The following is a 22,815-nucleotide window of genomic DNA, read 5'->3' on the forward strand; positions in this document are numbered from 1 at the left end:
GTGTTATTGCTTATTTTCTTTCGGTTTTGGAAATAAGGCGGCGCTTTCAGAACCCATAACACATTCACGCTTGCCTTCGTTATTATAGCCACAATATTTTCTCGGGCGCATAAAACTATGCAAGTCAAAAAGGCTTTTTTCCGAAGTCATTAAAACATGCTGTTCCTCAGTTGATAAGGCGGAATTTTGATCTTTATCGAGCATATCAAACACAGTTTCAGCGAGTGATTTTAACTCTCGATCGGTAAGAATATCATCTCCATTTTGATCAAGTTTTACATAATCAAGAATATCATTGTACCTTTTTGCAAGTTTTTTTCCTACCTCCTCTTCAACATCAGAAATTTTTGATACTTCAACCAAACCATCTTTATCCGTATCGCGGGCTTGAAAAAATTTTATTCGTGCTTGCTTTTGTTTCTCTAGAAACTCTGGAGTAGAAGCGCAGCCATAATCTGCTGGCTTATGCATGTAAGTGGTAACGCACGCCATATGTTTATAATTGGAGTGAGTAGCTTCTTCTAAAGTTGCTGTGCCATCCTTATTTTCATCATAAACTTCAAAAATTTTTTTGACATTATCAAGATAAAAGTCATAGCCGCTTTTAACCTTGGCGTGATAATCAGTAATTGATAGGGAGCGGCCGTCAAGACCATTAAACCTGATAAAAGCTATTTGCTCAGATAAATAGCTATTCTTCGTAACAACAACATCTTGTGCCTTGCTTTTTTCTAAGGGAGGCAGCAAGCCGGCCCATAAAACCCTAGGTACATGTTCTAATGAAGGTGGTCTGAAGAATATCTCAGTCATATTTTTACCTTTTAAGCCCGGAAGAAAAGCTAAACCAGCAAATAAGATTAACAGGAAATGGATTTTTCTTTGTTTCATGCTATTTTTCGCCGCTTATACAACTCTTCCTTCGCGTGAAGCATAAATTTCAGAAATTCATCGGCTTCAAAAGACCAAACTTTCTTGCTTTCAGGCGTATAAATTTCAATCGTGATATTCTGCGGGTCGTCATTATGCTCGACGAAGGAATAAACAGCCTTGCCGTTTTCGTCCTGAACCTCGGCATAGTAGGTATCGGCCTCTGCGTCGCTGCCAAAAATAAGTGAAAATTGACTCATCGGTCGTCGATCTCTGCGCTGAAGCCACTATAACTCCAGAGCCAGACAGAGATAAACAGAGACTTTTCGCACGGAAATCTCTGTCTGCCTCTGTTTATCTCTGTAGTGTATTAACTCGATCCCCGCCTTCGCGGGGATGACATTTCTTTCATGGCCGTCATTCCGGCGAAGGCCGGAATCCACTATAACGGCATCACCACACAGAGATAAACACCAACTTTCGCGCAAAGCCCGCGCCCCTCTCCCTTCCTCCCTCTCCCCGCAGGCGGGGAGAGGGAAAGGGCGTTAGCCTGAGGGAGAGGGGGAAGAGGAATCTCTGCGTTCTCCGCGCCTCTGCGTTTTTATTGACGATGGATTCCGGCCTGCGCCGGAATGACAGAGAGGGTACAGGCATCGTCGTGTGCGCTGTGACCGTTGTGTGTTAAAACCTTACAGGGATACCCACCTTCGTGGGGATGCGGCGGAGGGTGGGATCAAACCTTAAACAGCATCCCCGCGCAAGCGGGGATCCATAAAATAGGGGGCATGGGTTGAACAGATCCCCGCCTGCGCGGGGATGACAGGTTGGCTAAACGCGCCACTTCGTGGCGGTTAAGCACCCTGTCACTTCTCATCCCCCATCTTGAGGGCATTGATGAACGCGCTTTGCGGGATTTCCACGCGCCCGTACTGGCGCATCTTGGCCTTGCCCTTTTTCTGCTTGTCGAGCAGTTTTCTCTTCCGCGTGAAATCGCCGCCGTAGCATTTCGCGGTCACGTCCTTCCGCATCGCCGAGACATCCTCACGGGCAATAATTTTCCCGCCGATCGCGGCCTGAATGGCGATCTTGAACATCTGGCGGGGGATGAGCTCCTTGAGCCGTTCGCACAGCGCCCGCCCGCGCTTTTCGGCGGCGGAACGGTGAACGATCATGGCCAGCGCATCGACGGGCTCCTCGTTCACGCGGATATCCATTTTCACGAGGTCGTTCTCCGTATACCCGTCCAGTTCATAGTCAAAACTGGCGTAGCCCTTGGAGAGGCTCTTAAGACGGTCATAGAAATCGAACACCACCTCGTTGAGCGGCAGGCGATAAACCAGCATCGCCCGATTCCCCGCATAGGTCAGGTCGATCTGCACCCCGCGCCGGTCTTGGCAGAGTTGCAGCAATCCGCCCAGATATTCGTCAGGCACGAGAATGGTCGCCTTGATCCACGGTTCCTCGATATTATTGATCCGCACCACGTCCGGCATATCGACGGGGTTGTAAAGGCTGATCTGGTCGCCGTTGGTCATGTTCAGGCGGTAAACGACGCTCGGCGCCGTCGGGATGAGGTCGAGATCGAACTCCCGCTCCAGCCGTTCCTGGATGATCTCCATATGCAGCAACCCCAGGAACCCGCACCGGAATCCAAGGCCCAAAGCCTGGGAGGTTTCCATCTCGTATTGCAGCGAGGCATCGTTCAGCTTCAGCTTGCCCAGCGATTCCCTAAGCTTTTCGAAATCGCTGGCATCCGCCGGATAGAACGAACAGAACACCATAGGAATGGACGGCTTGAAGCCGGGCAGGGAAGTCTCGCACGGCCTTTTATCGTCCGTGATCGTATCGCCCACCTTCGTTTCGGAAATGTCCTTGATCGAGGCCGTGATGAACCCCATCTCGCCGGGGCCGAGAACATCCAGCAAAACGTGCTTGGGCGTGAACATCCCCACACGGTCGATCTCCCGCGTGCGGTTATTGCTCATGAATTTGATTTTCTGCCCCTTACGCATCGTCCCGTCGATAATCCGCACCAGAACGACGACGCCCAGATAGGAATCGTACCAGGAGTCAACCAAGAGGGCGCGCAGCGGTTTATCCGGGTCGCCCTCATGCGGCGGCGGCAGACGTTTGACGATCGCCTCCAGAAGATTGTCAATCCCGATCCCCGTCTTGCCCGAACACAAAACGGCCTCGGAGGCGTCCAGCCCGATGACATCCTCGATTTGCTGCGCGGCGGCGTCCGGGTCGGCGGCGGGCAGGTCGATTTTATTGATGACGGGGACGATATCGTGGTTGTTTTCAATGGCCTGATAGACGTTGGCCAGCGTCTGCGCCTCCACGCCCTGCGAAGCATCGACGATCAGCAAAGACCCCTCGCAAGAGGCCAGCGAGCGCGAAACCTCATAGGCGAAATCCACATGCCCCGGCGTATCCATCAGATTAAGCTGGTATTCGATCCCGTCCTTGGCCTTATAGGCGAGGCGCACCGTCTGCGCCTTGATGGTGATCCCGCGCTCACGCTCGATTTCCATGGAATCGAGCACCTGTTCCTTCATCTCCCGCGCCTCCAGCCCGCCGCAGGTCTGGATCAGCCGGTCGGCCAGCGTACTTTTGCCGTGGTCGATATGGGCGATAATCGCAAAATTGCGGATCTGCGCCAGCGGTTTGGTCTCGGGTTTGCTCATGCCCGCGAACATAAGGGCTTTGGCCAACCCGTTCAATCAAAATTTAGGGCCAAATAGGGGGGCTTTCACGCAAAAAACAGCAAAAACCAGCTACAGGAAGAAAAAATTGTCAGGACGAGCCTTTTTCTGTATAAGTATTTGAAAATAAACAGATAAAATAAGAATTCGATGTCGGACGGGTTGAAAGAAAAGCTTGAGCGTTGGTTGCCTCCGATCCCGGAGATGGCATTGCCCGTCCATCTGGCGGCGGTTGCCGTCGGCATGAAAAGACAGATCGAAAAGGAAGAGGATTGGTCTAAGATGCCTGGGACAAGGGATATCCTTTTTACAACCCTGGATGCCATAGCGATGAACGCCTATCTGATGCATGGGCTGAAATCGGGAAAACCGAACAAATATGTGGTCAAGCTCGCGCTGAACGAAGTGGCGCAGACCTCGGAATAAGCCGCGCTTACACCCCTCGAAAGACAGAAGCTTTTCAACAGAATATCTACGCAGAACCGCCACGACTTCAACAACAGAGCGAAGGCGCTGGCCAAAAACACCGGGAACACATACAGGCTATTGATCAATAAGGCGCTGGGTACAATTCACTTTATGGGCCAGCGGACGCCCATACTCGACTCCGTGGACAAGCAGATACGCATGGTTGGCTCGATGTTAAGCGGGGGCGAAAGTCCACTTTATATCGAGGACATGAAGCAGGTCGGCACGCCTCAGGACGGCCCCCGGACCATACCCGAATTAATAGCCTGTGTGCAGACTTACATCGCTATGTATAACGTCCGCGAGCAAAATTTTGAAATTTTTTCCTCCGCAGAGTCCGCTTCACCGGAGCATGTAAATCAGGCGGTCCTTCTACTTGCGGGCGAGTTGGAAAGGATGCAGGGTGATTTGCCGGAGTCGTCTGTACGGGCCGGAATAAGAGAAAATTATGAAATGGTAGGAGAACTCTTAAAAACAAGATTTATAACACCCTTCGATTTGGTGGCCCTGACTCATTTTTACCTCGAACATAGCGAAGACAAGCTAAGCCCTGCTGATTACGCAGCCTTGCACGAAGCGATGAGTTTTATCCAGATAAACAGTTATTTGGAGGGGAATCTTGAGAACATTGAGAGTATGGGCGTAAAACTTGAAAACGCATTATCGGCCTATGAGGAATTGTCACAGAAGCTTTTCGTCGAATATCAAAAGCCTTCAGCGGATGAAACGGCCCAGAATATGATCGCCGCCATCAAAAGCGCCTATCAGGGCAACCCGCGCAGCATCGAAAAGAACATCCGGGGCTTTGAAGAGGCGCGGGCGGGCCTTCCCGAGGGCATGGAGGAGGTCGTTATTCTTCATTACGAGGAGTCCGAGCAAATCCGGGAACTGCGTAAGAAGCTGTTCAAGGCTCAGAAAGAAAAATTCATCAAAACGGTCGCCATAGAAAATGCGGATGAGTTAGAGGCTCTTGGCCTGTCCGAACAACAGATCGCCGAGATGGAAGAGACAGGAAAGATCCCGGATGGAACCGGATTGTCGGTTGAGCACATCATCGACCGCCACCACGGCGGTACGAACCAGCTTCATAACTTTATCCTGATGCCCCGCGAGATCAACGAAGCCAAGAACGAGTTGAAACGCTATCAGACCAACGCCGGACAAAGGCCAAATCTTTCGAACGTGGCGGAACTGGAAATCCAGTAAGCCTGAATCCTCCGATCTTGACCAGCCCGCAGGTACCGGGGCAGGCGCCAGTTTACTTTGGGAAAGGGGCTGGTATGATGCTCAGGAAAAATATGATTGAGCCATGGACAAGAAGAATAATCTAAAAAATAAACCTTTGGAAAAGGTGGTCTTTCTCGGCAAAGAGGAGGACATCAGGAAGCAGGCAGCACCCACGGTTCTCCTGGTGATACTGGTGATGACCCTGATTATTGTTTTTTGGAAAATTGCGGTTCGTGATCCCGATGCTTTTGAAAAATCACTGCAGAATAGAGTTGAAAGAATAAGGCAGGAACAAGAGCGGATCAGCGAAGAACACAGGAAGAAGCAGAATTCGAGAGACGCTCAAGACCTACAAGACGGAAAAAAATAGAAAGCACGGTGAGCAAAACAAAAAAGGCGCGACAGCAAAAGCCGCCACGCCTAATAAGAAAAACGTAAGGCTACTTACACACGAGGCCCGGAGTTAATCCCACCATCAAAGGTCATGTCCATGCTTGCAGCATTACCAGACAAACCGTTAAAAAGGGAAGCCCCAGCACCGGGCATAACCTGAAAACTGCACGTAGCGCAGTCGCTCTTGAATGTGTCCGCCAGTTTCGCTAACTCTTGACCCACTAATGCCATTTTTTACACTCCTCTATTTAGTCTATGTTAACCCAAAACAACTCAAAAAAAACAGCTTTTTCTTCGCTTTCGCTAAACTTTTTTATGCCCGGTGCAAAATCAGCGGAATATAGTGCCCTTCCTTGGCTTCCCCGGTCTTGTCATCCAGTAAAATCATCAAAACCTGATGCGAATTCTGCATATTTTTCGACACATCCTTGGTCAGCGGCAGTCCCGCATCCCGAATCTCCCCGTCATCCATCACGAAATCCAGCCGATAGGTACTAAGATCAAACTCCAGCCACGACAGCTCGTTTTTAAAGGGTTTGTTATGGAAGATGGCGCAGCGTCCGTCTTCCTTGACCGCAACCTGGATACTCAAGGGGCTGCCATCCTCGCAGCCGTAGACGAAATCGGTCAGATCGCCGTAAACGGGTCTCTCGCTGGTATGTCCTGTCGTCTCGTTCATTGCCTAAAACTAACTGTTTTGTATTACACAAGCCAGAGGGAAATCTCCCCCCGGTAAAATTCTAATTCACGGTTTTTTCTTCCTGCACCTTGATTTTGAGGCGTACCTCAAAACCTTCGACCACCTTTCCGTTTTTTGTCCGGGCCATGACGATAATTTGCGGCTTGGCAAAATAGGGCCGGATCAGCCATTGAATACGTGCACCCAGATCAAGCTGCTGCCCATCGTTGGTAAAAACGGTGACGCGCTGGTTTTCGGGGTTGTACTCAAGATAATCAATCGTGCAAGGGAGATCCTTTCCGTAAAAAATAAATGTTTCTCCCATCTCCCGATCACAGAAAATATCAAACTCTGACTTTTCAAAAAGAGACTTCCGAGAAGACCGCAAAGAGGTTCCCCAGTCATCCCTGATGCTGGTTAAACTCTTTTTAGGAACTTGTTGCTCGTCGGTATTATCGTCAGACATAACAAGAAAAGCCAGAAAGGCCTCATGATCCAGAGGCCGGGAGGCATAATATCCTACGCCCGCGTAAATCATACCACTTGTCCGTTAAAGGTTAAAGTCATAACGTTTGCCAAGATCAATGAGCGTAAGCCAGAGCAGTGTTTTGTCCGCCGTTGACAAAATCGTAAACTGAAGCCTTCGGCGTACCGTTATCGTCGCTTCTGACATTATGAGCGCGTCCAAACACATCGGCGGCTTCGCTGGGAACATGAGACATTTCGCCCATCGTAGCAGCGGCTTCGGTCCTCGGCCGCCCGTCAGCAGAAGCACGAAACACACCTTCCTGCTCGTGTCCGACGGTACGGCCTTGTGTATCCATACCGAGGAACCCTCTCTGTGTGACATTACCGTTTATATCGGTGACAGGGGCCGTCGATGCGGTAAAGGGGCTGGGGCCGACCGCGCCGCTACCCATATTGTAATCATTGCCCGTAGCGGTATAACGCCCGCCCATTTTATCCAGCTTGTCGCCCAGAGCGCTGCTGCCCCTAAGCATCCACAGAAGGGCGCCGCCAACAACCAGAAGCTTAAGGCCACCACTGATTTTTGTACCCGTCCACTCGCCAAAGGTGCTGTTCCAGAGACTGACTCCCATCAAGCCGGCAATCACACCGAGGCCGATATTGGCCCCCTGATAAAGCATTTTGCCACCCTCAGATCTGGAAGCGGCACGGGCGACATCGCGGGTCCACCAGTCACGCACGCCAGAAAAAGCGTTGCCGACAGCATTGAACATCTGCCCTAGATAGCTCTGACCTCCAGGCTGTCCGCGGTCACGAAGCAGGTTGGAAATTGGGCCGTTATTACCACCCTCAAGAGCGCCAGTAATAGAGTCCACACGCTGCCTTTGTGTGCGATCGTGGATCATATCAGCAATCTGAGTGTTGGACTCGATAACGCGGCGTAGATTATCGGCGGCGCGGGAGGCCTTTTGCTGGGCTTCACGGGCGGCACGGGCTTGAGTCTGTGCCTCAACCAGCTTGCTCCTCGCAACCTCAAGGTTCGCGACAGTGGCAGCCTTGATGTCCTGAATGCCGGACTCAGAGAGCCTTGCAGCTTCCTGAACCTGTTGCAGAGCCTGATTGGCTTCCTGAGCTCTAAGGCGGGCTTCAACCAAGGCAGGCTCGAAGTAAGCAGGGTTGCCATTGTTGTTGCGGGCCTGCTCCTGCAGTTCCAGAAGTTGGCGGACGGTATCGTTCGCATACTGGGCTTGCTGGCTGGTATTGTTGACATCATCCCTGATTTCGCGGGCGGCGCGGTCACCTTCGGCCTTAATTGCCGTCAACTGTTGCTCGGGTGTACCTGTGGTCGTGCTTTGGCCGGACGGCTGGCCGATATAAGCAGGACCAGAAGCAGCAGTTCCGGGTGCAGGAGGCACAACAGCAGTTCCGGGTGCAGGAGGCACAACAGCAGTTCCGGGTGCAGGAGGCACAACAGCAGTTCCGGGTGCAGGAGGCACAACAGCAGTTCCGGGTGCAGGAGGCACAACAGCAGTTCCGGGCGCAGGAGGCACAACAGGAGCTCCGGGTGTAGGAGGAACAGCAACAGCAGGAGCCGTAGGCACGTTGCGGAGAACAGAATCAGCTTCGGCCTTTACCGCTGCAGGGGCGGCAGCCAGTTGGCTACGCATATTATTCTGACGGGTATTAGCCTCGGTTTGAAGCTGTGTCAGCCGGGTATTGACGTTTCTTAGATCGGTCAGAGCTTCCTCGGCATCGACGATATTTCCGTTAGAATCTTTAAAGTCTGAAAAGGCATCCCGAGCGTCGCTCTGAAGCTTGGGCAGCTGAGTCAACACAATGTCATCAATGACCTTCCACTCAGCTTCAATCTTCTGACGAAGCTCTTCAAGCTGCCGTGCTTTATCGTTCTCGCCGCGCCCACGGGCCGCAGTGACCTCCTTGCCGAGATCCTCCAGAAGAATTTTCGTGGCTTGATGAATGTTGGTGGTATTAACAATCGACGTGCCGATTCTGTTTTTCAGATCCTCGGCCTCGGTAGCCCACTGTTCGTATTGTCTCTTTCTCTCAGGGCCGCGGTCGGTCCACGACAGGATCCAACTCTTGATGTCAACATCAGTACCACCCTTGAACCAAGGTCCGATACGACCGGTATCCAGATCAAGGCCAGTAAATCTATCCCCAGAGAAAAACTTCGGGATATCATCAGCCACTATATCGAAGAAGCCAATACCCGCAGACTGTAGGAAATGAATAGGTCCACGCGGATCGACATAACCGCCATCCGTAAGGCCGACTGAATGTGCGGCAGTTTCAAGTCCAAAAATTCCCGCGGTGGTGCCCATGAAAATCTTGTTAAGCAGCAGGGGATTTCTCAAGGACGCACCGGCGGCCAAAACCGTAGCGGTCACAGGCATCTTGTAGCCTTCGCCATCGTTCCAGCCCAGAGCAGCCGTCCCTTTTTCGACACCCCATGTAGCCAAGGCGCCGCCGGCCAAAACTTTGCCCGGAAGAGAAAGACCGATCTTCGACTCGGCGGATAGCATCCCCCCGCTGATGAGGCGGGCAGGCATTTTAACGAACCAAGGCATCCGGTCGGCAATGCCGTCCTTGCCTAAAATTCCGCCCAGACTGCGCTCCCTACCCCAAAAACCCTGACTGTATTTGAAACCCTCCTCCTCAGGGCGGCGGTAAAGCAAGGTATAGTCAAATCTCGCCCTCAGCTTGTCAGCATCGTCGATAACGAACTCTCCACGCTTCCACCCGGGAGCCATTTTGGTCTGACCACCTGTGAGGTAGGCGACAATCTCAGTCCCCATGTTTCTGAGGGGATAGCGAAGATAGTTATCGACAGTAGGGACAGAGTAACCCGTACCCATACTTCCTTTGCCCCCGCGCAGGGGAAACGCCTCGGCCATGTACCAGAATTCAGACAGAGGGGCGACGAACTTTCTTTCCACTTCCCGGGCACCCCATTTACGGCCCGTATCAAGCTCGAACATGGCGGCGCCAAGTAGATCTTCATAGAACTGTTTTCTGTGCGGATTGGCCTCGACTCTCATCGCGTCCCGAACCACTCCCTCAAAACCCTTGGGGAGTGTGTCCTGTGCAGCCGCGCCCATTTTCGACTTCAAGATACGGATGATTCGAACGGCTTCCTGCTCAAGGCCAGCATCGTAAAAGCTCTGAACCATGGCAAAGAATTCGTTCTTTGGTTCAACGTTGACCGCCCTGGGCGCATTTCTCTCGTAATAATGCAGCAACTCATGCGCCCGTAATTCAAGGTTATGTTCGGTGTCGCTGGTCAGGAACTTAAGAGCGCGGTCCTGCCTGTTATAGGTGCCGGCCAGAATTTGCCGCTCCAGAACCTTGGTTCTCCAGACGCTGGCCAGAACCGGATCGCCTTTAGGAGTTATCGCAGGTTTCCCGTCAAGGCCGATAACCACATCGTCCAGCCTTAATTTGACATCAGACCCGAGGCGGCTGAAACGGCTGTGTAGGATAAGCTCCAAATCGGCGGCGGCACCTCTGGTGTCATTGCCGTAAGCTTTGGCGATGCGGTCGATCTCGTCGATATAGGTCTTGGCCAAAGCGGAAGGCTTGTCGGCCTCAGTCTTCATTTTGGTCAAGGCGTCGCGCAATTCCTTAAGGCCGACAGTGTCGTTACCATAAGCGCCGACAATCCTTGTGATTTCGTCCTCGCAGGTCTTGATAAGGGTCGCAGAATCATCTGCGGTAAGGTCCAGTCTGCTAACCGCGGAGCGCAGTTCATTAATGACATCGCCATTCGCACCATCCATCCGCGCAACGCGATCCAAGGTACTTTTAAAACCATCGGCGAGACTCTGGGTAGACTCCCTGACGGGTCTGGTTTTTTGCAGGGTGTCACGCAGGTCTTCTAACCAGCGTCTCATATTCTCGGCCTGACGCTCGGTGAGCCCAGTGAGACCCCCAGTGTATTTTTTCCCAAGCAGAACTGACTCGCCATCGTTCAGCTCGTCGAGCATCTTGTTGATACCGGTAACGGCCTCGTCAATTTTTCCAGAATTTCTTGAATAAAAACTATTCATGACACTCTGAAGCTGCAGCTTGGCTGCCTCAGGGGAGATGGCATCCAAGCCGTTAGACGATCCCATTCTCTTCGCAATAGCGTTCAGTTCTCCTTGAAGACCAATGACCTCATCCATAACTCCCGTCTTCTTGAGAAGACCGTCGACATGGTTGATCGCAGGCCGGATCATGTGTGCCATAGTAAATTTGGCGATAGAAGGAAGAGACAGCTTCAGGCTTCCTAAACCCCAGTTTTGCCACATCTTGGGAAATAGTGCGTATCCCCAATGGCTCGGGTGGTAACCTGCTAACTTGTGAAGCCAGTCCTCATAGTTAGCACGCATCACGCGCTGTCCGTTATCCCCGGCAGGGCGTCCAACGGTTTTACCGCCAGTTACAGCAGCATCTCCGCCACCGCCGACAGCTTCGTCAGCGGATTGGCCGGCGCGGGCCCACTTATTCGCAGCCTCGTCCGCAGACAGACCAGCGTGCTTGGCAACGTCGTCGTAGATTCTCCGAGCCTCAACAACGGCCATATCACCATCGTCCAGATTAAACTTTTTCTGAAGATCCCCGGCGAACGTACGCTCGACATCGCCGAGTGAGGTATTGGCCAGACGCTCATTATAGGCGGTGATGAAGGCTTTCCGTCTGGCCTGTGTTTCAGCAACATTGTCAATGAGGCGAACGACACCGTTGCGAATCTCAGGGTTTCCAAGGACATCCGCAAAATCACCTTTTTTTGCGGCCTCTTCATACCAGCGCATAAAAGCAGCGGAATCGAGTGTTTCGCCATCGCCCAGTGTCCGGCGCATATCGGAAATAACTGCAGAATACTTGGCCTGCTGCTGCGTCAGCGCCTCCATGTACTTAGCATGCTGTTCTTCAAACTTAAGCCCGGCGGACTTGGCGCGGTTCATAGCCTCCTCGGCTATGTGTGAAAAACGCTGCGTAAAGAGAGCGTTCATCAGGTTTCCAAGATCGCCCGTGAATGAGGGAACAAGCCCATCTTTTAGCTTGGCCGGTACCGTTGCGGCGGTCCGCAGCGGGGAGGCATCATCTGCGGTGCGAGCGGTTGTGCTGCCTGCGGCAGTTGCGTCATCGGCGGTGCGGGCGGTTGTGCTGCCTGCGGCAGTGGCGTCATCGGCGGTGCGGGCGGTCGTGCTTCCACCGACAGGGGTATCGTCGGCAGTGCGGGCCGTTGTGCTCCCTGCAGGAGGAGCAGAGCCCAACAAGCCCTGACGCTTAAGGTTAGCCTCCACACGAGCGGCCAGAATGGCGCTATCATTCGGCCTAAGTTTATATGCAGCACCGAGGAGGTTGATCCTTCTTTCGTCAACATCACCCTTGCTCAGCAAAGATCTGAATTCGATATCAAAATTTTGGCGGTTGATTTGGTTTTCAGCAACGCTCTCCAAAGACCTGCGAACACCTGAGGTGCTAAGGATATCCTTGAACTCATCGTTCTTCAGCGCTTCATCGTACCACTTACGGAAGTCCGAAAGATTCAGAGGCCCACTTCTGCCCTCGAAGAAACTTTTAAAATGCGTAGCGACCTTCCGCTGCGTCAGAAGTTCTGGGGCAGTATGCGCCAGAGACGAGCCAACAATCTGGGCAAAATCATCAATATATTTTACTACGGCACCAGCCATGAATGAACCCTCTTTATCGCCCTTTTACGGTTATATTAGTTTTAACCAAATGTAACATATCTGCTCTGCTTTTTTCCAGCATTTTAATCACTTACCTGTTACCATTCCCCATTCCGGGGGTCACAGGGGCAGGTTGGCGCGGCTGGGCCGGCGTACCCTGCTGCGAGAGAGGGTCAAGTTGCGTAGGTTGCTTAAGCCCCTCAAAACCCTCGATCGTAAAAATGTGAGTAATGCCCTCGTCCTTGGGTGCATTGCTCTGAAACTCCTGACTTAAAGGCTGCTGTGTTGCACTATCGGAAGGGGAGGGTGCAGCAGGCGACCCGGTCTGGACAGAAAGCTGACCGCTCATTGCCTGTTCGTAGGTAGGGGCCATAGAAGGATCAATACCCCTTTCTCTCAGGCTATCGTAATAACGCTTGCGGTTGGCTTCATCAGAGTTTTCTTGCTCTACAACACCGGAAGCGTAAGCCCTTCCGGCATCGGCCTTGCGAACCTGTTCATTCTCCTTGGCGCTGTTGACAGTGTAGGACATTGCAGCCCCGCCGCCTTCAATAGTCCAGGCAACAACGCTGCGTCCATTGGCTTGAAGAGGGTTGGTCCACTTGAATCCCCCCTCGGCGGCGCGCAGGCCGTTGGCCAAAGTGATATGATTCTGAAACAAGGGCTTGCTGCCCATCCACGAAGCAAAAGCGTGCTCGGTCTGTGCGGGATCAAAAACCCTCAAGGGGCCGCGCATGACAGTACCCACAACTCCGGGTTTAGGAGCCTCAGCAGCAAGTGTCGCTGCTCTCTCAAGATAGGAAACGGTAGGGTTGCGCCCGAACCAATACAACGGTTTTGCCGCAATCTGGCCCAAACGGCCTGTTTCGGCCAGAGCCTCGCCGACTGCAACAGCGCGTACACCAAGGGCGCCGCCTCTGAGGCTGCCCAAGGCAACGCCGCCGGCTCCTGCAGTGAAAGCGCTCACCAAAACAATCGAACCGACTTCGCCAATGGCCTGAAAACCATACTTGGTTCCGGCTGCATACGACGCATCACGCTCGGTGATCTTACCGTCACGGACCATCTGGTTGAGTTCTTCGCGGGTGTAGCCTAAATAGTGGCCGGTTTTATCCTCGACCCATTTCTGCACGACATTGAAATCCGACATTTTACGGTATTCGAGGATATTCTTATCCTTGTCGGCACCCAGGTTAACGGCGCCGACGACAGTATTATGTGCAAGATGATAAGTGCCTTCGACGCCCCAGCGCCCGATATCGACCACAAGGGCGCCAAGACCGGTAACGGAGTTGCTTAAGCCTTGACCAGCCTGACGAGCGGCAAGAAGAGGATTATTAACGACAAACTTACCGTAATCGACAACAGCGCTTCCGGCATTTTTCCAAGTCTGAGCCTCAAGAAGCTTCGGAGCATTATCTCCAACCCACTTGGCGGCAGGTTGAATGGCTTTTTCGTTGACCCAGTTGGCCCCGGATTTTACGCCATCCCAAGCCTTCTGGTAGGTCTCTGCCTTGAAAGGGGCGGTGGCAACGCTGACTACAGCGCCCGAAACCCTATCCCATGCATTGCCAAGCCAACCCATTGAAACCCTCTACAACTTGCCTTTCCGCGTTTTTATTATGGTTAAATAGTATCAATATTTTCTTAGTTTTACCCGTTTTTTATAGACCCCAGACCCAAAAGCCCTAAATTTTAGAGAGTACTTCCAAGTTTGTTTGCAGAACGCTTTTTTTTATTCAACCCTAGCGTTTCTGCCGCTTTTCACCCCAAACCCAAAGGCCAACTTATTTTTATAGTGGCTTTATTTAAGGTCATTATACCTTATGGGAAAAAAGATATGCAAGAAATTTATTTGATATTTAAACAATTTATATAGTATAGAATTACTATATTTATTATTTATTATTTATTTATTTAGGTAAATATTTTTGCTATTTATTATATTTATGCTTGTAGAGTTACTTTATAAATACTACATAGTTCCGAAATTGGAGGAGTTAGTGCCGGAAATGGCGAAGGCCGGTCAGGACCATCGCAAGGCCTCTTTCATTGGCCGCGGCGATGACTTCCGGGTCGCGGATGGACCCTCCGGGCTGGATGACGGCGGTGACCCCCGCCTCGGCGGCGGCAATCAGCCCGTCCGCGAAGGGGAAGAAGGCATCGGACGCGACCACGGACCCGCAGGTCAGCGGCTCGGAAAGCCCTGCGGTTTTAGCGGATTCCTCGGCTTTCCACGCGGCGATACGGCACGAATCGACTCGGCTCATCTGTCCCGCCCCGATCCCCACCGTCGCCCCGTCCTTGGCATAAACGATGGCATTGGATTTAACGTGCTTGCAGACCTGAAAAGCGAAAATAAGATCGGTCATTTCCTGTTCGGTGGGGGGGCGATCGGTCACCACTTTAAGCAAGTCGCGTTCAAGGGTCAGGGAGTCGCATTTCTGAGTCAAAAACCCGCCGGCGATTCGACTAAGGGTCAGATACGATTCATGTGGATCGGGAAGCCCTCCGGCGGCCAGCACCCGGATGTTCTCTTTTTTCTTAAGAAGCGGCAAGGCATCGGCGGAAATATCGGGCGCGATAATGACCTCGACAAACCGTTCGAGAATGGCGGCAGCCAGATCGGCGGTCAAAGTGCGGTTGATCGCGATGATGCCGCCATAGGCGCTGACCGGATCGCAGAGCAGGGCTTTGCGGTAGGCGTCAAGCGGAGACCCAGACACCGCGACGCCGCAGGGATTGGCGTGCTTGATGATCGCCACGGCGGGCTGCTCAAACTCGGCGACCAGCTCATAGGCGGCGTTGGTGTCGTTGATATTGTTATAGGACAGCTCCTTGCCTTGAATCTGTGCGGCGGTGGCCGCGCCGGGACGGGCGTTGTCCTCCATGACATAAAGGGACGCTGCCTGATGCGGGTTTTCTCCGTAGCGGAGTTTTTGTTTGAGACGCCCGGAAATGGTGAGCCTCCGGGGCGCCGTCTCCCCGGCCTGTCCGGCCAGCCAGTTGGAGATACTGGAATCATAGGAAGCGGTTAGGGAAAAAGCCAAAAGGGCAAGATTTTTTCTTAAGGCGCCGCTCACCGCGCCTTTATTTTGTTCCATCTCCGCAAGGAGGATCTGATAATCGTCAGGATCGGTCACCACCGCGACATGGTCGTGGTTCTTCGCCGCCGCCCGGATCATCGCCGGACCGCCGATATCGATATTCTCAATGCAGCTTTCAAAATCCCCGCCGCCCTTGACGGTCTCGGTAAAGGGATAAAGCGTAATAACGACCAGATCAATCCCCGCGATCCCGTGCGCGGCCATCGCAGCGCGATGTTCGGGTAGGTCGCGGCGGGCCAGAATGCCGCCGTGAATTTTGGGATGCAGGGTTTTCACACGCCCGTCCATGATTTCGGGAAAGCCCGTGACCTCGGAGACATCCATGACATGAAGTCCGGCCTCACGCAGGGCTTTCGCGGTCCCTCCTGTGGACAGCAATTCCACGCCGTGCTGAACAAGAGCCTGTGCGAAGGGGATCAGCCCCGTTTTGTCGGACACGGAAAGCAGGGCGCGGCGGATGGGCAAGAGTCCGGAATCGGAGGAGGGATGGGGGGGCATTGGAAAACCTAACTGTTTATCAAGGGGATGCGTCAGCCCAAGGCGGAAAAACGGCCTTCAGGCGGGCGGATGATAGACATAAAACGGAAAGCTAGGCAAGAGCCTGCGTACTCTTGGCCGGGGCTGCGGGCGCCCCGCAATGGACGCTGTCCGGCTTTGCGTAGAGGGCGCGCTGGTTCGGCACCGCCTTGAAGGACTCGGTGATGCCCAGAACCGTCTCCGCCCCGCCGAGGAAAAGAAAGCCGTCGGGCGCCAGTTGCTTGGCCATATTATCCAGCACCATCTTTTTGGTCGGCTGGTCAAAATAGATTAGGACGTTCCGGCAGAAAATCACATCGAAGTGCCCCAGCCCCGCCATTTTATCGAGCAGATTGAAATACTGGAACTTCACCATGCTTTTGATCTCAGGCTTGAGCTGCCACTTGTCCTGCTGCTGCGTGAAGTACTTCATCAGGTATTGGATCGGAAGGCCGCGCTGAACTTCAAACTGGGTGTAAAGCCCTTCCTTGGCCTGCTCAAGAATCTCGTGCGAGATATCGGTGGCGACGATTTCAAACTGCCAGCCGGGCAGGGTGGCCTGCTCTTCTTTCAGGAGCATCGAAAGGGAATAAGATTCCTGACCGCTGGACGCCGCCGCGCTCCAGACACGAAGCTTTTTTGGCCGGGCCATCTGGGTTTTATAATAGGGAAGGACGTGGGATTTGAACGTATCGAACGGCTTGGTGTCACGGAAGAAAGACGTCTCATTGGTGGTCATCGCCTCGACAATATCGTTGACCAGTTCTTTTGGCGGCATTCCGCGCAGCACGTTGGTCATCGCATCAATGCTCTCGTACCCCCATTTTTTTGCCACCGGATTGAGGCGCGAGTCGAGCAGATAGGATTTATCGGGCGTAATCACCAGCCCGGATTTCCCCTTGAGCAGATCACGGTAGATATCGAAATCCGTAATACGCATGATCCCATTCCCTCTCTAGGTCGCCGCTCTGCGGACCCACGGCCCGATGTCATTCAGCGGCAGCACAGCCGAGCAAAGTCCGTTCACCGCCACGGCTCCCGGCATTCCCCAAACTACGCTGGTTTCCTTGTCCTGTGCAATAACGCGTCCGCCCTTTTCAACAAGCATTCGGGCGCCGATCAACCCGTCCTGCCCCATGCCAGTCAGAATAACGCTTAGGATTTTCGGCCCAAAAATATTGACCAGTGAACGAAGCATCGGATCGACCGCCGGCTTGCAGAAATTTTCTGGCGCCCCATCGCCGAGCTTGATGACCGTGTTCGTATCGCGGGCTTCGAACAGCATATGCCGCCCCCCGCGGGCAACGTAAACCTTGCCCTTCTCAAGAAGCATATCATCCAGAGCCTCGAAGCTCGGAATGCCTGTCTGCATCTGGATATGCTCGGTCAGGGTCTTTGTAAAAGTTTCCGGCATATGCTGGGTCACGACGATCGGCATATCCAGACCCTTGAGATTCTTGATCACCGTGAACAGCGCCTGCGGCCCGCCGGTGGAACTGCCGATGGCGATGATCCGCGGCTTGCCCTTATAGGCCGTGCTGTCATCGCGCAACTTGAAGGAAACCGCCTCGCCAGCATGAAGATCTTTTTTCTGCACCCCGGAAAGAGAGGAACTGGGGGCGGATTCGGGAGCCTTGTCCCGCAGCGGACGCAGGGGTTTAAGTGATTTGATCAGGGTGAAGAGGTTTTTCTGAAAAGCCGACTCCGGCCCTGTATCCAGCGCACTGCTGGGTTTCACGATACATTCGACCGCGCCCAGCGCCATGGCCTTCATGGTTACACTAGCGCCCTTTTCGGTCAAGCTGGAACACATGATGACCTTGGTGCCGGGGGACTCCTTCATAACGCCGGGCAAGGCGCTCAGCCCGTCCATAACCGGCATTTCGATATCCAGGATCATGATATCCGGCTTGCGGCTCTGGGCCGCAGCAACTGCCATTTCGCCGTTTGAAACCGAGGCAACGATCTTGATCTGCGGATCGGATTCCAGAATCCGTCTCAGAATTCCGCGTATGGCACTCGAATCGTCCACCAGGACGACTGACACGAAATCCGCGCTGCTGGGTTCTGAGGAGGGATCCATGAGAACGGTAATAGCCTTATGTTAAGTAGAGGAGAGGGTTAGCTTTTTGCTTCAATCAGGCCGACTTGCTGGAATTTGGATTCGATGATTTCGCTGTCAAAGGGCTTCATGATGTATTCGTTCGCCCCCGCCTGCATCGCCCGCTGGATATGTGCCATGTCGTTTTCGGTGGTGCAGAACACCACCTTGGGGTGGCCACCGTTGGACATCTGGCGCAGTTTTTCAAGAAACTCGATCCCGCTCATCACCGGCATATTCCAGTCGAGGATGATCGCGTCCGGCATGGCGGTTTGACAGGATTCGTAAGCCTTCTGGCCGTCCTCGGCCTCCCGGCACTCAAAACCGAGATCTTGCACGATGCGGCTGGCCACCTTCCGCACCACGCGGCTGTCGTCAACGATAAGGCAGGTTTTCATGATAAACGCCCCAAAAAAAATCGTAAAAAATATGATTGAGAATAACGCAACAACTCTTCCGCTCCTAATGTAACGTCTATTCGTTATTTCTTTGTTAAGAGAAAAGTGTCGGTATTTCGTAAAATATGCTCAGGCCGCCTGGGTCTGGATGGAGTCCAGAAGTCTTGCCACGTCCATGATAATCAAAAGCTCGCTTTCAAGCTGACACACCCCGCTGGAGATGTCCTTCCACTGGGGGGAAAGGGTGCCGGGGTTTTTTTCGATCCGGGACTCGTCCAGGCTGAGAACATCCCCGACTTTATCGATAATCAGGCTGTAGAGTTCCTGATTGCGCTCCACGACCACGCTCATGCTGCGCGAACCGGGAACTATAGCAACATTCAGCCGCTTCCGAACATCGATCGCCGTGACGATCCGCCCCCGCAGGTTCAGGGAGCCGACGACTTCTGGGGAGGCAAGCGGGATACGGGTGACCTTTTGCTCCCGCAGCACATCCTGAATCTGCAGGACGGGGATGCCGAATTTCTGATCGGCGATCATGACCGTCAAATACTCTGTGGTTTGTCCCCCGTGTTTAGTATCTGCTTTACTCGTCATGGCCTGCTCTCAAGATAAGATATAGGAGTTTAAACGCACATTCACGCGGACACCACCTTCAGGGCAGAGCGCGTATGAGACATCGTTTCCGTAAGTGAATTCAAAAGGGTATCGCGGTCGAACTTGGCGACATAATCGTTGAACCCGACCTTCATCCCGCGGTCGATATCCTGCGGTGTGGCGTGAGACGAAAGCGCGACCATAGGCACGTTCTGCCAACGGCTGCTTTCCCGGACCCTGAGCGCAAACTCGAATCCATCCATCTCCGGCATTTCGATATCGCTGATGATGACATCGAAGGTCGCGCCGCTCTCACAAAGCTTGAGAGCCTCAACCGGACTGTCAAGCGTGGTCACGTCGTACCCCGCCATACTCAGAAGCGGAGTAAGCATATTGCGGAAAAACGGGCTGTCATCAACCAGAAGGACACTGCGCTTTTTCCTGACCGGGGCGGCGGCTGCGGATTCGAAATCCTCATCGCCATGATCCTTGAACCAGTTCCGGTCAATGCTGTTCAGGAAATGGGCGAGGTCGATGACGTCCGTCGCTTTGCCGTTGATGATCGCGCTGCCGAGCAGGCCCGAAGCGCTGGACCCGATCTGGATGTCGATATGCTGCTCGGTGATGTCGATAATCTGATCGACGATCAGCCCCATCGAGCGGCCCTTTTCAGAAAACACCAGCACGGGTTTTTCGCCTTCTCTTGCCACCGTCATGGCCGGCGAGAACGGAATAAGCGGCATCAGGGTATCGCGGTACTGCACCATCATGTGCCCGCCGGAATACTCGACCCTGTCCAGCCGGACATTCTCAAGCCGCGCCACGAGGGAAAGCGGCACGGCCTTGGGCGCCTCGTCATGGGCACGGAACAGAAGAAGGGAGGTCTTCTTGGCCGAATCCGGTACGAAAACCGACTTCTCGGCTTCAGCGGCGTCCTTCTCGGTGCCGGACATCGCTCCCGTCGTATCCGCAATCCCATTCGGATCGAGGATCATAATCACGCTGCCATCGCCCAGAATGGTGTTGCCAGAAAAGAGCGTCAACCCTTGCAGCAGTTTGCAGACCGGCTTGACCACGATTTCCTCGGTATCGAACACGCGGTCCACGATGATGCCAAACTCATAGCTGCCGACCTGCGTCACGACGATATACCCGCGAGTCCGGCGTTCAGCGGATGCCGAAGGGGAGTCTTCATTCAGGCGAAGAATCTCGTTGAGGGAGATGAGAGGAAGAAGCCGCTCACGCAAGCGGAAAACCGGGGCGTTATGAACATACTCGATGCGGTTGTCACCCTGTGCGGAAATCATGACCAGTTCCCGCACGGAAAGCTGCGGGATCGCAAACCGCTCACTGCCGGATTCAACGATCAGGGCGGACACGATCGCCAGTGTCAGCGGGATTTTGATCGTAAAGACCGATCCCTTGCCCTCGATGGACGCCAGTTCGACCGAACCCCCGATCTTCTCGATGTTCGTCCGCACAACATCCATGCCCACCCCACGCCCGGAGACGGAGGTAACTTTCTCAGCCGTCGAAAACCCGGCCTTGAAGATATATTGCTGGAGCTGCTGTGTAGACATACCCGCCAATTCCTCGGGCGTCGCCAACCCGTTGGCGACGATCTTGGCCTTGATCTTGTCCATAGGCAGACCTTTGCCGTCATCAGAAATCTTGATCAGGATATGCCCGCCCTCATGGAAGGCTTCCAGCAGGATCTTCCCCGTCTCGGGCTTCCCGGCAGCAGCCCGGTCCGCGGGCTTCTCGATCCCGTGATCGCCTGAATTCCGCACCATGTGCGTCAGCGGGTCTTTGATCATCTCAAGGACTTGCCGATCCAGTTCGGTCTCCTGCCCGCGCATTTCAAGGTCGATCTTCTTGCCCAGTTCCATGCTCAGGTCACGGATGATACGGGGCAGCTTTTGCCAGGCGTTACCAATCGGCTGCATCCGCGTTTTCATAACCCCTTCCTGCAGGTCGGAAACCACATGATTAAGCCGTTGCAGGGGAGTCGTGAATTCGCTTTCAGCATTGCTGCGGAGAATTTGCAACAGCTGGTTGCGGGTCAGCACCAGTTCGCTGACCATCGTCATCAGGTTCTCCAGCACATCGACATTGACGCGCAAAGTCTGAGCCGCCAGAGCGCTTTCCTTGTTGCCCGAACCGGACTCATCGCCGGAGGTGTTGGATTTGGCCGCAGTTGCTGGCGGAGGGGGGGGCGGTGGAGCGGCGGCAGCGGGTTTGGGCGCAAACTCTGCAGGGCCGGGAGCGGCCAGAAATGCGGCCTCCAGTTCTTCGATGGAAACAGAACCCGGAACGGAATCAACGGCAACAGGTTCCTGCGCTTTGGGCGGTGGCGGAGGAGGGGGAGGCGCAGCAGCGGCGATGCCCTTGCCTTCATAGGCGGCATCCAGCTTGGCGATCAGATCGGCATCGCTGCCCTCAGGCTCTTTGCCGGTTTCCTCGATTTTTCCGATGATAAACTTAATGCGGTCGATGGACTCGAAAATGAGCGTGACATATTCGGGCGTGACCTCAAGATCCCCGTCGCGGAAACGCCCCAGCACGTTTTCAGCATGGTGCGCGGTTTTCTCAAGGCGCGGCAGACTCAAAAACCCGCACGTTCCCTTGATCGTGTGCATGAGGCGGAAGATTTTTCCCAACAGCGCCTTGTCGTTAGGATTTTGCTCAAGATTGACGAGGTCGAGGTCAAGCTCGTTAAGACTCTCATTGGTTTCGGTCAGAAACTCGGCAATCAGGTCATCCATAAGCACAATCCCCGGTCACACGCGGAAAAAAAATCATTCGATAGAAAATAACGCAGGAAATGAAGGAAACGCAGCATAAAGGCAGAATAGGGAAAAAAACCTGTGAGGAATACAGACGTAGGCAGGGAAAAAGATTTCCCTAAGACAGGATACTCAAGCGGCGCGTAAGCTCAAGAGAATTGATCCTTCGGGGCTTGGAAGGACGTGGATAGAATAGCCGTAATGCGCGGCCAGCAGGTGCGTAAGGGCGGGATGGATGGTTTTGGGTTCAAGATTATGCGTCTTTGCCGAGCCTGTGAGAGCCTCGCGGTATCCCTCGCGGAATCCGGCGTGATCGCCCGTGGATTTGAAATGAACGGAGCCGTCTCCGCCGTCAAAAACCCGCACGGTTCCGCCCTTGGGCAGGGTGTCGATCAATACCAGCAGCAGACACATGATAATTTTACACAATCCAGCCGGAGCATCGTTTAGGCCCAGCGGAGCGTGGGGATCCCAATCCTGCTTGATCCGCCCGTCCCCCGCGATATAGTCGCCGAAGGACTTATGCACGTCTTCGGGCTTGATCGAGGAATCGCTCCCTCCCGCGCCGTAGGCCAGACGAAAGACCTTCAGTTTTGCCGAAGCCTGTCCGGCGCTGAAGGCAATCAGCTTGATGGCCTCGCCGTCCATCTCCTCTCCGGCATCTTCCAAAAACTCGATCCCGTTGGAAACCGCCCCGATCGGGCTGATAAGGTCGTGGCAAACCTTGGAGGCCATCAATTCAATGATTTTCACGCAGTCATTCGGTTTCATCATGCACCATAAACTTAAGAAAACAGTCTCAAC

General features: G+C 53.6%; 17 protein-coding genes. 3 read left to right on the plus strand and 14 right to left on the minus strand.

The window, feature by feature from the left end; genetic code table 11:
• Window positions 1–3 precede the first annotated feature (3 nt).
• The 3 genes from IPN28_06180 to lepA all read right to left on the minus strand — a co-directional run bounded on the left by IPN28_06180 (window position 4) and on the right by lepA (window position 3,554).
• Window positions 4–888, minus strand: a complete 885-nt coding sequence (locus tag IPN28_06180; protein QQS58400.1) for a hypothetical protein — start codon at window positions 886–888, stop codon at window positions 4–6.
• Window positions 885–1,127, minus strand: a complete 243-nt coding sequence (locus tag IPN28_06185) for a hypothetical protein (protein ID QQS58401.1) — start codon at window positions 1,125–1,127, stop codon at window positions 885–887. The genes IPN28_06180 and IPN28_06185 overlap by 4 nt, the downstream gene beginning before the upstream one ends.
• A gap of 603 nt (window positions 1,128–1,730) precedes the next feature.
• A complete protein-coding gene (gene lepA / locus IPN28_06190; protein ID QQS58550.1) occupies window positions 1,731–3,554 on the minus strand; it encodes an elongation factor 4 in 1,824 nt (607 codons plus the stop codon).
• Between the two features lie 168 nt (window positions 3,555–3,722).
• Here lepA and IPN28_06195 point away from each other — a divergent pair, with 168 nt between their 5' ends.
• From IPN28_06195 to IPN28_06205, 3 genes are all read left to right on the plus strand, one after another.
• Window positions 3,723–3,998, plus strand: coding sequence for a hypothetical protein (locus IPN28_06195; GenBank protein ID QQS58402.1), 276 nt, complete (start codon window positions 3,723–3,725; stop codon window positions 3,996–3,998).
• Between the two features lie 153 nt (window positions 3,999–4,151).
• Entirely contained in the window at window positions 4,152–5,246 is a 1,095-nt protein-coding gene (locus tag IPN28_06200; GenBank protein QQS58403.1) for a hypothetical protein, read from the plus strand.
• Between the two features lie 103 nt (window positions 5,247–5,349).
• Complete coding sequence (locus IPN28_06205) at window positions 5,350–5,637, plus strand: hypothetical protein (GenBank protein ID QQS58404.1); 288 nt, start codon at window positions 5,350–5,352, stop codon at window positions 5,635–5,637.
• 336 nt (window positions 5,638–5,973) lie between these two features.
• Here IPN28_06205 and IPN28_06210 read toward each other — a convergent pair whose 3' ends face one another.
• The 11 genes from IPN28_06210 to IPN28_06260 all read right to left on the minus strand — a co-directional run bounded on the left by IPN28_06210 (window position 5,974) and on the right by IPN28_06260 (window position 22,785).
• Window positions 5,974–6,339 carry a hypothetical protein gene (locus tag IPN28_06210; protein ID QQS58405.1) on the minus strand — a complete coding sequence of 122 codons (366 nt, stop codon included), beginning with the start codon at window positions 6,337–6,339 and terminating at the stop codon, window positions 5,974–5,976.
• Between the two features lie 61 nt (window positions 6,340–6,400).
• Entirely contained in the window at window positions 6,401–6,877 is a 477-nt protein-coding gene (locus IPN28_06215; protein QQS58406.1) for a hypothetical protein, read from the minus strand.
• A 43-nt stretch (window positions 6,878–6,920) separates the two neighbouring features.
• Window positions 6,921–12,506 carry a hypothetical protein gene (locus IPN28_06220; GenBank protein QQS58407.1) on the minus strand — a complete coding sequence of 1,862 codons (5,586 nt, stop codon included), beginning with the start codon at window positions 12,504–12,506 and terminating at the stop codon, window positions 6,921–6,923.
• A gap of 91 nt (window positions 12,507–12,597) precedes the next feature.
• The gene (locus tag IPN28_06225) at window positions 12,598–14,091 is read right to left on the minus strand and encodes a hypothetical protein (GenBank protein ID QQS58408.1); all 1,494 of its coding nucleotides are present in this window, start codon (window positions 14,089–14,091) and stop codon (window positions 12,598–12,600) included.
• A 415-nt stretch (window positions 14,092–14,506) separates the two neighbouring features.
• Window positions 14,507–16,111: a bifunctional phosphoribosylaminoimidazolecarboxamide formyltransferase/IMP cyclohydrolase gene (gene purH, locus IPN28_06230; GenBank protein QQS58409.1), complete on the minus strand. Its 1,605-nt coding sequence runs from the start codon at window positions 16,109–16,111 to the stop codon at window positions 14,507–14,509.
• Between the two features lie 91 nt (window positions 16,112–16,202).
• On the minus strand, window positions 16,203–17,069 hold the full coding sequence (locus IPN28_06235; GenBank protein ID QQS58410.1) for a protein-glutamate O-methyltransferase: 867 nt from the start codon (window positions 17,067–17,069) through the stop codon (window positions 16,203–16,205).
• Window positions 17,070–17,084: 15 nt separating this feature from the next.
• Window positions 17,085–18,212 (minus strand): chemotaxis response regulator protein-glutamate methylesterase, encoded by a 1,128-nt coding sequence (locus IPN28_06240; protein ID QQS58411.1) that lies wholly within the window; start codon window positions 18,210–18,212, stop codon window positions 17,085–17,087.
• A gap of 38 nt (window positions 18,213–18,250) precedes the next feature.
• Window positions 18,251–18,628, minus strand: coding sequence for a response regulator (locus tag IPN28_06245; GenBank protein ID QQS58412.1), 378 nt, complete (start codon window positions 18,626–18,628; stop codon window positions 18,251–18,253).
• A gap of 129 nt (window positions 18,629–18,757) precedes the next feature.
• Window positions 18,758–19,225 (minus strand): chemotaxis protein CheW, encoded by a 468-nt coding sequence (locus IPN28_06250; GenBank protein ID QQS58413.1) that lies wholly within the window; start codon window positions 19,223–19,225, stop codon window positions 18,758–18,760.
• 41 nt (window positions 19,226–19,266) lie between these two features.
• Window positions 19,267–21,990 carry a chemotaxis protein CheW gene (locus tag IPN28_06255; GenBank protein ID QQS58414.1) on the minus strand — a complete coding sequence of 908 codons (2,724 nt, stop codon included), beginning with the start codon at window positions 21,988–21,990 and terminating at the stop codon, window positions 19,267–19,269.
• 153 nt (window positions 21,991–22,143) lie between these two features.
• Window positions 22,144–22,785 (minus strand): hypothetical protein, encoded by a 642-nt coding sequence (locus IPN28_06260; GenBank protein QQS58415.1) that lies wholly within the window; start codon window positions 22,783–22,785, stop codon window positions 22,144–22,146.
• Window positions 22,786–22,815 lie beyond the last annotated feature (30 nt).

It is taken from the genome of Alphaproteobacteria bacterium, from assembly GCA_016699735.1.
Lineage (GTDB): Bacteria > Pseudomonadota > Alphaproteobacteria > Micavibrionales > Micavibrionaceae > JAGNKE01.